Here is a 4,486-nt window from a genome sequence, read left to right on the forward strand (position 1 = left end):
GCCTGCTGGACATGGTCCCGGGGCGTTCGGCGAGGGTCCTGACCGAGTGGCTCGACGCGCGCGACCAGGCGTTCCGTGACCGGGTCAAGGTGGTGACAATGGACGGGTTCGCCGGCTATCACACCGCCGCAGCCAAAGCCGTCCCCGAAGCGCGGACGGTGATGGATCCTTTCCACGTCGTGCACCTGGCCGCGGACAAGCTCACCGTGTGCCGCCAGCGCATCCAGCAGGCCACCACCGGGCACCGGGGCCGCACGGGCGATCCGCTGTACGGCATCCGCCGGACGTTGAACACCCGGGCCGAGCTGCTCACCGACAAGCAGAAGGCCCGCCTGTTCAAAGCGTTCACGGCCAACGATGCGCACGCGGCGGTGGAGGTCACCTACGGCGTCTACCAGCGGCTCATCGCCGCCTACGAGGCCTCGGGCAAGCGGGAGGGCAAGATCGCGATGTACAAGCTCCTCAAATCGATCCGGGCCGGCGTTCCGAAGGAACTACCCGAGCTCGCCCAGCTCGGCCGGTCGCTGTGGAAGCGGCACCGCGAGATCCTCGCGTACTTCGACGTGGGTGCCTCCAACGGTCCCGTCGAGGCCATCAACGGGCGCCTCGAACACCTCCGCGGAATCGCCCTGGGCTTCCGGAACCTCAACCACTACATCTTGCGGTCACTGATCCACTCCGGTCAGCTTCACGACCGGATCAATGCACTCTGATTCCGGAAGGGCCGGATAAGGGGCTCTTCGCATCTGAGTGTGGGGTCAGGTCCGTAGCCCGCCGGCGATGAGGAGCATCCGCAGGCGGTAGTTGTCGCGGTTGCGGTAGCCGCGGGCCAGGCGCCGGTGGAGTTCGATGAGGCCGTTGATCGCTTCGGTTCCACCATTGTTGGATCGGTCAGTGGTCCAGTAGGCGAGGAAGGAGTCCTTCCACTTGCGAAGAGTGCGGCCGAGGCGGGCGATCTCTGGGATCGGGCAGGACGGCAAGGTCGCGAGTATCTTCTCCGCAGCGCTGCGCCCGGCTGGCAGGTCTTTATGGTGGTAGGCCTGTCGGAGTTCGTGGGCGATCTGCCAGGCGAGGAACAGTTCCTCGTGCCGGGGGTCGGCGGCCAATGCGTCATTGAACCGTCGCCACTGCCGCTCGGTCAGCCGTGCCGGGTCGCAGCGGATGATGGTGCGGATCCCGTAGAGCGGGTCGCCTTTACGTCCGCGGTGGCCGCAGATCTGCTGCTGCAACCCGGCAGTGGTGCTCGCTTGCTGCGTTCGCCGACTTGCCTACAATGGGTCACCCATCCCCAGTTCCCCCGCCGCTTTGCGCATGTGAGAGATGGCATGGCCTTCGTCGCGGGGAAGCGTCGCGGCGAGTTCATTGACCCGTCGCCAGCGATCGAGCGTCGATCCGTCGCTACGGCCGGCCGCAGCCAGAGCCGACCACGTGTCCGCGCAGCGCAAGAGCGCAGTTCCGGCCTTCGCCATCTCCGCGGACTCCGTTAGCCGGGCCACGTCGCCACAGAACTGTGCCTGCAACCGGCGGAACAGGCCGCCGCCCGTGCCTGCCTTCTCTACAAAGGCGTGGAGAGAACGCAGCGCGATGTCCAGTTCCGGTTCGGGCATGAGCCCCGGCCACCGGTCGACATCCTCGGCGAAGACCGTGACTCCACTGATCCCGGCAGCGGCAACGGCATCCGGCGGTAGCACCGACGCGTCCGGAATAATCGCGGTTGTCGCCGCCTGCATGTTTTCGACCGAGGCCACGAGGGCCGAAGCCGCAGTCTGGCGGAGATCGGGCAGGATCTGGGGCCAGTTCACGAAGTACGTGGTGTGCCTCGTGGGCACGGGGAACGATCGGGACGCGCGCGCCCGCGCAAGAGCCTCGTAGGGGACTTTCTGCATCTCGGCTCGGTCGTTGTCCACCACGAAAGCCGTCTCGGTGTCGTCTTCGTAACCGATCACGACGATGTCGTGCCGACTCATCTGAAGGCGGACATTGAGGTAGGGCAGCTCAGAAATGTCGGCCCACATCAGCACGGGACGGCCTTGCTGGAGTTCGCGGCGGACCCAGCCCCAGCCGGTCTCGGGATCGTCGGTTCCCCGAACGTCGACCTCTGCACCCAGCCTGGCGAGAAGGTCGACCTCGAGGTCGCTGCTACGCCCGACGAAGTAGATGGGAGGGGCGAGACCCGGTGCCCGCAGGTAGGTGAAGCCGAGACCACCGCCCATTCCGAAGACCAGACCTTCGCTCGGCACCTCGTCCCAGCCCAGACCGGCCCACTCCAGGAGGTCTCTCAGCGCTCCGGAACCACAATGCCCTGCCTGACGGTGGGGATAGTCCAGTAGGACTCGTCGCGGCTCTGGATGACGGGTAGGGACCTCGACTGACATGACATCTCCTGAATCGGCGTCGCAGCAATCTGCGCGGTTTCCGGTTGGACGGGCATGCGGTTACGTGACTATACATTCGTTCATGCAGGCATGTACCTACCTCAGCGGTCCATCGAAAGGATCCTTCGTTCCTGCGCCGCCCGCCGAGTGATAGCTCAAGAAATGCGCTGGGCGAGGCAGCCCCGGGCGTCCGCCAGACAATCACCACCGCTCTCCTCCACGAGCCGGCGGCCCGGAGCGTGTCAAATCAAATGAGACGTGAGGTGCTCGGTTGGGCTTGGCTAGTTTCGGGTGATCGGGCGTCGGGGTCGTTGATGGTCGCCTTTTCCGGCAGTCGGGGTGGGCGCGGTCGTCGGGTGAACCGTTCGGGGTGTTTGGCGTAGGCGGCGTCGAGCACGAGCTGGCGCCTGTCGCGGATGGTCTCGGCGGTGCCGTCGTGGACGCTGGCCGGGGTGTGCAGTCCGATCCCGCTGTGCCGGTGCTGGTGGTTGTACCAGTGGATGAATCGGTTCATCCATGCCCGGGCGGCACCGATGCTGGCGAACCGCTCGGGGTAGTTCGGCGTGTACTTCATGGTCTTGAACTGCGACTCGCTGTACGGGTTGTCGTTGCTGGTCCGCGGCCGATTGTGCGACCGGGTTACATCCAGATCGCACAGGAGTGAGGCCAACGGCTTCGAGGTCATCGCCGCGCCCCCGTCGGCGTGGAGATACCCCGGTGCCTGGCCTTGCTCGGCGATGGCGGCGGCGACCAGGTCGGCGGCCAGTTCGCCGTCTTCGACGGTCTCGATGCGCCAGCCCACGACGTAGCGGGAGTAGATGTCGATGACGACGTAGGCGTGGTACCAGATGCCCTTGGCCGGGCCCCGCATTTTCGTGATGTCCCACGACCACACATCATTTGCTGAGGTTGCGACCAGTTCGGGAATCGCCCGTGGTGGATGGGTTGCCTGCCGACGACGCTCGCCGTTCATCGCCTCGGCCGCCAGGATCCGGTGCATCGTGCGCTGCGAGCAGTGATACCGGCCGGCGTCGAGTTCGCGGGCCCACACCTGGGCCACGGACAGATCGGCGTAGGCCTCGCTGGTGAGCACTTCCAGTATCGCGGTGCGCTCGGCGGCGGTGAGCTCGGCAGGATGGCGGGCCTTGGGGTGCGGCCCATACTGGCGCGGTTTCGGATTGGCCTGGCGATGATGGGTCGCCCGCGACCTACCGACCAGGGCGCAGGACCGCACCACACCCAGCAGCGCGGTCAGCAGCTGCGCGGTTTCGGCCTGCCAGGTGCGCCAGGCGGCCCTGGTCACCCCTTGTTTTTCTTGGAGAGCGCTTCCAAGAACGCGACACCTTTTCCCATGACCTCCAACGCGGCGTCACGATCGGCGATGACCTTGTCCTTCCGGGCGGCGTCTGACTCGAGTTTGCTGATCTGCTTTTCCAGCTCAGCGATGCGCGCCTGCTCCGGCGACTGGCCAGCCCGGGGCCTTCTCTTGGACACGGTGCCCAGTGTTCCCGCTTCGATCTGGGCCCGCCACTGCTTGACGCTGGAATCGTAGAGGCCCTCTCGGCGCAGCACGCGGCCCTTCTGCCCGGACGGGGCCTGCTCGTACTCGGCGACGATGCGCCGCTTGTACTCGGCCGTGAACGTCCGCCGGGCCGGCCGCCCGGTCCGCGGGGCCTGAACCGTCTCCTGCGTCGAGGTCGTCGGCGTCGGCTGCGAGGCCTCCAGGGCCGCGTCAGTAGTTGCAGTGATAGTCATGCTGGGTTCTCCTTCTCCTCACGCCCCAGCCTCTCAACCAGCCAGCCCGGGTGTCTCACCTCAGTCTGGCGGATAGGGGTACACCCACCCGGCGTAGGTGCGGATGTAGGTGATGTCGGCTACCCATAGTTAATTTGGCCGCTCGGCGACGAACTTGCGTTCCACCAGGTCAGCGGGCCGCTCGGTCTCAGCCTTGGGCCGAGTGGTGCGCGGCGACTTGGCCCTCTGGACCCCCTTGAGTCTTTCAGCTCTCATGAGGCGTTCGACGGTGCAGCGGGCGACCTGGTGGCCGGCGCGTCCCATCTCCTTCCACATCTTGCGGGCGCCGTACACGTGGTAGTTCTCCTCGTACATCG

General features: G+C 66.2%; 6 protein-coding genes. 1 reads left to right on the forward strand and 5 read right to left on the reverse strand.

The features are described 5' to 3' along the window. Window positions 1–713: ISL3 family transposase (locus CEY15_RS17415; RefSeq protein ID WP_141244323.1), on the forward strand; the 713-nt coding region annotated here is incomplete at its 5' end. Window positions 714–758: 45 nt separating this feature from the next. On the opposite strand, the gene CEY15_RS18635 is transcribed toward CEY15_RS17415, so the two are convergent. The 5 genes from CEY15_RS18635 to CEY15_RS17440 all read right to left on the reverse strand — a co-directional run. Then, window positions 759–1,229 (reverse strand): transposase, encoded by a 471-nt coding sequence (locus tag CEY15_RS18635; protein WP_228549380.1) that lies wholly within the window; start codon window positions 1,227–1,229, stop codon window positions 759–761. Between the two features lie 39 nt (window positions 1,230–1,268). Beyond that, entirely contained in the window at window positions 1,269–2,375 is a 1,107-nt protein-coding gene (locus CEY15_RS17425) for a BtrH N-terminal domain-containing protein (protein ID WP_067478094.1), read from the reverse strand. A 247-nt stretch (window positions 2,376–2,622) separates the two neighbouring features. After that, on the reverse strand, window positions 2,623–3,678 hold the full coding sequence (locus CEY15_RS17430) for an IS3 family transposase (RefSeq protein ID WP_083249486.1): 1,056 nt from the start codon (window positions 3,676–3,678) through the stop codon (window positions 2,623–2,625). Further along, complete coding sequence (locus CEY15_RS17435; protein WP_095719468.1) at window positions 3,675–4,130, reverse strand: transposase; 456 nt, start codon at window positions 4,128–4,130, stop codon at window positions 3,675–3,677. The genes CEY15_RS17430 and CEY15_RS17435 overlap by 4 nt, the downstream gene beginning before the upstream one ends. Before the next feature lie 129 nt (window positions 4,131–4,259). Then, window positions 4,260–4,486 (reverse strand): IS3 family transposase (locus CEY15_RS17440; protein WP_095719469.1); only part of this gene is annotated, 227 nt, incomplete at its 5' end.

The sequence above is a fragment of the Dietzia natronolimnaea genome (genome assembly GCF_002289575.1).
In the GTDB taxonomy this organism is placed as follows: Bacteria; Actinomycetota; Actinomycetes; order Mycobacteriales; family Mycobacteriaceae; genus Dietzia; species Dietzia natronolimnaea_A.

What these genes read in the sequence shown, in the direction of transcription:
- CEY15_RS17425 (WP_067478094.1), bottom strand. Translation starts at nt 2,375, where the DNA reads ATGTCAGTCGAGGTCCCTACCCGTCATCCAGAGCCGCGACGAGTCCTA.
- CEY15_RS17435 (WP_095719468.1), bottom strand. Translation starts at nt 4,130, where the DNA reads ATGACTATCACTGCAACTACTGACGCGGCCCTGGAGGCCTCGCAGCCG.